1 protein-coding gene and 1 pseudogene are annotated in these 464 nt (G+C 75.2%); both read right to left on the bottom strand.

Annotated features, from left to right (window positions below):
- Window positions 1-244, bottom strand: a 244-nt coding sequence (locus tag PAI11_RS19710) for a thiolase family protein (RefSeq protein WP_040601092.1), incomplete at its 3' end; no start/stop codon positions are given.
- Window positions 241-464: pseudogene (locus PAI11_RS19705) on the bottom strand (3-oxoadipate--succinyl-CoA transferase); the annotation flags it as partial. The pseudogene PAI11_RS19705 and the gene PAI11_RS19710, both read right to left, overlap by 4 nt.

Below are 464 nucleotides of genomic sequence, written 5' to 3'. Positions count from 1 at the left end.
GGACGCTGGTCGGCAACCCGGCCAGCAGCACCGCCATCCGGGCGACGTCGCGGTTGTCTTCGCCGGCCTGGTTGGCGTCGCCCAGCAGCACGTCGTCGATCGTCGCGGGGTCGAGCGCGGGGGTGCGATCGAGCAGGCCGCGCAGCGCATGGGCGGCGAGGTCGTCGGGGCGGACCGCGGCGAGGCCGCCGCCGAAGCGCCCGAACGGGGTGCGGACCGCGTCGAGGACGTAGGCGGCGCTCATCGCGCCACCAGCTCGCGCAGGGCCGTCAGCTCGTGGTCGGTCGGTGGGTGGATCGCCTCGACGGCGTCGGCGATCCGCAGCGGCCAGCCGGTTGCCTCGCGCGCGGCCTCGACGGTCGCGCCGGGCAGCAGTTGCGTCAGCATTAGCTCGCGCGTGGTCGGGTCGGGTTCGAGTACGGCGAGGTCGGTGATCACGGCGGTCGGTCCGCGGCCGCGCAAAC

Source organism: Patulibacter medicamentivorans (assembly GCF_000240225.1).
Classification (GTDB): Bacteria; Actinomycetota; Thermoleophilia; order Solirubrobacterales; family Solirubrobacteraceae; genus Patulibacter; species Patulibacter medicamentivorans.
The sequence above is the reverse complement of the archived record's forward strand: the minus strand, read 5'-3'. Positions and strand labels throughout refer to the sequence as shown.